At 63.1% G+C, this 3,885-nt stretch carries 6 protein-coding genes and 1 pseudogene; 6 read left to right on the top strand and 1 reads right to left on the bottom strand.

Annotated elements, in window-relative coordinates; translation table 11 throughout:
- Positions 1–25: 25 nt before the first annotated feature.
- Positions 26–400, bottom strand: coding sequence for a type II secretion system minor pseudopilin GspI (gspI, locus tag HT737_RS03665; protein WP_182401477.1), 375 nt, complete (start codon positions 398–400; stop codon positions 26–28).
- Positions 401–548: 148 nt separating this feature from the next.
- Here gspI and gspG point away from each other — a divergent pair, with 148 nt between their 5' ends.
- The 6 genes and pseudogenes from gspG to HT737_RS03640 all read left to right on the top strand — a co-directional run.
- Positions 549–1,007: a type II secretion system major pseudopilin GspG gene (gspG, locus tag HT737_RS03660; RefSeq protein WP_047293950.1), complete on the top strand. Its 459-nt coding sequence runs from the start codon at positions 549–551 to the stop codon at positions 1,005–1,007.
- An 8-nt stretch (positions 1,008–1,015) separates the two neighbouring features.
- A complete protein-coding gene (gspK, locus tag HT737_RS03655; RefSeq protein ID WP_182401475.1) occupies positions 1,016–1,969 on the top strand; it encodes a type II secretion system minor pseudopilin GspK in 954 nt (317 codons plus the stop codon).
- A complete protein-coding gene (gene gspL / locus HT737_RS32565) occupies positions 1,966–2,730 on the top strand; it encodes a type II secretion system protein GspL (protein ID WP_374011131.1) in 765 nt (254 codons plus the stop codon). Before gspK ends, gspL (HT737_RS32565) begins: the two co-directional genes overlap by 4 nt.
- A pseudogene (gene gspL, locus HT737_RS32560) lies at positions 2,687–3,010 on the top strand (type II secretion system protein GspL); the annotation flags it as partial. The gene gspL (HT737_RS32565) and the pseudogene gspL (HT737_RS32560), both read left to right, overlap by 44 nt.
- A gap of 132 nt (positions 3,011–3,142) precedes the next feature.
- Complete coding sequence (gspM, locus tag HT737_RS03645) at positions 3,143–3,691, top strand: type II secretion system protein GspM (RefSeq protein ID WP_182401473.1); 549 nt, start codon at positions 3,143–3,145, stop codon at positions 3,689–3,691.
- A partial coding sequence (locus tag HT737_RS03640) for a hypothetical protein (protein WP_182401472.1) occupies positions 3,688–3,885 on the top strand: 198 nt, incomplete at its 3' end. The genes gspM and HT737_RS03640, both read left to right, overlap by 4 nt.

Genomic DNA, 3,885 nt, shown 5'->3' with positions numbered 1-3,885 from the left:
CAAAAGATCGCACCTTCGGCAGCTCCTACAGGGGGCGATTCAGTAGGGTTTCCAGGCGGGCCAGGGGCGGGGCGTCTTGGTTGCGGTCGAAGACTTGGATGGCGATTTTGAGTAGTCGGCCGTTTTCAGCCGCTGCGATTACTTGCTCACACCGCAACAACAACCGTCCCTGATCACAATCAGCGGCTTTCACACCGGTCGGCAATCGACCTTCCAGTTGCAGTTCCGCCATGCGGGTTTGCGCTGCGATCATTGCAATTGAGCGATCCCGCAGAACTCCACTGCTTTGGGTCATCAACCCTGCCACGCGCACGGCCGCTGACATCGCCACGGCAATGATCGCCAGCGCCACCAGCACTTCAATCAGGGTGAAACCCGCTTCTCGGGAACACGCGCGCATATAAGGCCCAAAACCAAAACACAGCCTTCGACCCTAACCCCCGTCCTTGACGGCTTGACGACGAAAACTCCCGAGGATTTTCAACATCCCTGACATATCTTCTTGCAACACTGCGCGTCGAATCGAATCAAGCCAAGGGAATGTCGAGATGGATATCGCGCAGTTCAAACAGCCCAGCCGACCGAGCCGGATGCCCCGTGGGCAGCAGGGTTTTACCCTGATCGAGATCATGGTGGTGGTGGTGATTCTCGGGATTCTGGCGGCGATGGTGGTGCCCAAGGTGCTGGATCGGCCGGATCAGGCGCGGGCCACGGCGGCGAAGCAGGACATTGGCGGTTTGATGCAGGCGCTGAAGTTGTATCGCCTCGATCACGGCACTTACCCGAGCATGACTCAGGGTTTGAAAGTGCTGGTGGAGCGGCCGGCGGATGCGAAGAACAGCAATTGGCGTTCGTACCTGGAGCGTTTGCCAAATGACCCGTGGGGCCGTCCTTATCAGTACCTCAACCCCGGCGCCAACGGCGAGATCGATATCTTTTCCCTCGGTGCCGACGGTCAGCCTGACGGCGACGGCGTGAATGCCGACATCGGTTCCTGGCAGCTGTAAGGCCGGCGATGAACAGCCAATCGAACCAGCAGGGGATGGCAATCATCAGTGCGTTGTTGATTGCGGCGGTGGTCGCGGTGATTGCGGCGGGGATGTTGACCCGGCAGAGCGTTTCGACCCGCGCACTGGAGGCGGATCAGCAGCGGGTTCAGGGGCGCTGGTTGTTGCACGGCGGGCTGGAGATCAGCCGGCAATTGCTTTGGGATGCGCGGCAGCGTGATCCGCTGACCCGGCTCGATCAGCCGTGGGCGCAGCGTTTGAATGCGCACGGTTTCGAGGGGCGGCTGGAGGATGAGCAGGGCAAGTTCAACCTGCGCAATCTGGTGGCCAACGAGCGTGTCGATGAGGCGCAGGTGCAGGCGTTTCAGCGGCTGTGCGCGTTGATCGGCATCAGCGCCGGGTTGAGTCAGCGCATCAGTCAGCGGGTGATCGGCTCTTATCCGTATCTGTTGAACCCGCAAATAGCCGAGAACACTACGAGCAAAAACGCCTTTGACAGTGGCCGCGCCACGTCGCCGAATGCGTCGCGCAAGCCACAGCATCCGAAGTTGCCGATGCTGCGAAGTGTCGATGATCTGCGCAGCGTCGAGGGCGTGAATGAGGCGGTCATCGGCAAACTGGCGCCGTACCTGACGGTTATTCCGGCAACCACCTGGCTCAATGGCAATACCGCCACCGCGCCGGTGCTGGCCGCGTATGTGCCGGGGTTGTCGCTGGAGCGGGCGCAGGCCCTGATCAATGAGCGTGACGCCGGGCGCTGGTTCATCAACCGTGGCGATTTCGTCAACCGCTTGCGCATGCCCAATCTGGAACTGACCAGCGTCAAGGTCGGCATCACCAGTGACTGGTTTCGTCTGCGTGGCGAGGCGCGGCGGGATCAACGGCGGGTCAGTCTCGATGCGTTGTTGCACCGCAGCGAGGATCGTTTGCCGCAAGTGATCTGGTCGCGGGTGGGCGTATGAGTCAGTTGCGTGTGGGTTTGCCGCCACTGGCGCAATTGGGCCTCGACAGTGAATTGGACTGTGCATGGCTGGACCGTCAGGGCCAGGTCAGTCGGGAGCAGCGCCTGACCGTTGCGCAACTGGGGCAGTTACCGAAGCAGCCAGGGCTCAGCGTTTTTCTGCACCCGGCGGATAGTTTGCTGGCGAGCATCGACCTTCCACCGTTGCCGGCGAACAAGACCGCAGCGGCGGTGCAATGCGCGGCGCAGGCCCTAATGCTCGGTGACTGCAATGACATGCACATCGCTCACAGTTCGCGGGATGAAGCGGGGCAGGTGCAGATCGCCTGGGCGCCGCGTCAACGCTTGCAGCATCTGGGGCAACTGCTGAAGCAGGCCGGACTGAATCTGCGCGGCTTGTACCCGGCGGCGTACAGCTTGCCGGTGCTGCCGGGCACGGTGGCCTGTCGGCAGGACGGCCATTTGTTGCTGCGCGAAAGCGTGCAGGTGGCGCGGGTGCAGCCGCTGTTCGACGACGAGATTGGTGACTGGCTGCTGAGCTGCGGCACGCCGTTGCACTGGATCGGTTCGACGCCACCGCCGGATGCAGAATTGCCGATGGCCGAGGCGCAGCGCTGGACCGGGCCGTTGCCCGGTTGGGGCCTGCACGGCGCGGTGCAACAGCAGCGCAGCGAGCATCGCGGTTGGGGGCCGGGCGCTGGGGCTGTGCGCCTTGGCGGTGGCGGTGTGGGTCATCGGCCTGAACCTGTATGCCGCCCGTGAGGCCAGTCAGGGCCAGCAGCTCAAGGCGCAGATGGCGCAGCGGGTGAAGCAGGCCTTTCCCGAGTTGCCGGTGATCCTCAATCCGCTGCAGCAGGCCCGTCAGCAATTGGCGGCGCGGCAGAAGGGCGCGGCGGAGGACCCGGCGCAGCCGTTCAATCGGCTGGTGTTGCAGGCCGGCAGTGGCATGCCGTTCATGGCCGGCACGGTCGAGCGCCTGACGTTTGTCGACGGCACGTTGCAGTTGAGTTTGCTGGCCGACGTCCGGCGCAGCGCCAATGACAAGGACAAGGATTGGCAAGCCGCATTGGCCCAGATCGGGATCAGTGCGACGGCTGACGATGAGGCTGGCTGCTGCGCCCGAGCGATGAAGTCACCACTCCCGACGACAGCGCTGACGACAGCGGAGCAGAAGATGAATAAGGCGATGCTGTTTGTCTATCGCGCCCGTTGGCAGCGTTTCAGCGCGCAGTTTCAGGCGCGCTGGCAAGCGTTGGCCCTGCGCGAAAAGCGCATGGTCAGCGGCATGGCGGCGGTGCTGTTGTCGCTGTTGGTGTGGGTCGCACTGATTCAGCCGCCGCTGAAAAAAATCACTTACTGGCAAAGCGAAACGCCGAAGTTGCGTGCGCAGACCGAAGCCCTTGAAGTGCTGTTGCGCGAAGTCAGCGTGCGCCCGGACGGGCAAAGTCTTGCGCAGTCTCTTGAGCAGACGCTGCAGGCCAGCGGCCTGGCCGGACACTTTCAATTGCAGGCCGGAGAGGCCGGCGCGTGGCAACTGACGTTTGACGCGGCACCGGCCGACGCGGTGCTCGACTGGCTGTTGAGCACTCCGGCACAACTTTCTCTGCAATTGGTCGAGGCCCGTTTGCAACGCGCCGACAACGCTTCGACCGAAGTCACTGCCGGCACATTGTCAGGCACCGTTCGCATGGATCAGGCGCTGGGCGCTAAGGAAGCTTCATGAAGGGGTCAGGATCCAAACCGGCGCGCATGGCGTTGCCGATGCTGCTGATGGCATTGAGCGCGTGCAGCAACACCAGCACGCCGCCGAATCAGCCGCCGTTGCTGGTGGACAGCGAACTCGGCCGCCCACTGGCCAACACCCAACGCAGCGGTGATGCGCTGCTTGATCGGCAACGCGCCCCGGCACAAACCGCG

Source organism: Pseudomonas sp. MD195_PC81_125 (genome assembly GCF_014060985.1).
Classification (GTDB): Bacteria; Pseudomonadota; Gammaproteobacteria; order Pseudomonadales; family Pseudomonadaceae; genus Aquipseudomonas; species Aquipseudomonas parakoreensis.
This window is presented reverse-complemented; position numbering and strand designations above follow the sequence as displayed.

Coding starts and splice junctions, on each gene's coding strand:
- gspL (WP_374011131.1), top strand. CDS start 1,966: ATGAGTCAGTTGCGTGTGGGTTTGCCGCCACTGGCGCAATTGGGCCTC.
- gspI (WP_182401477.1), bottom strand. CDS start 400: ATGCGCGCGTGTTCCCGAGAAGCGGGTTTCACCCTGATTGAAGTGCTG.
- gspG (WP_047293950.1), top strand. CDS start 549: ATGGATATCGCGCAGTTCAAACAGCCCAGCCGACCGAGCCGGATGCCC.
- gspM (WP_182401473.1), top strand. CDS start 3,143: ATGAATAAGGCGATGCTGTTTGTCTATCGCGCCCGTTGGCAGCGTTTC.
- gspK (WP_182401475.1), top strand. CDS start 1,016: ATGAACAGCCAATCGAACCAGCAGGGGATGGCAATCATCAGTGCGTTG.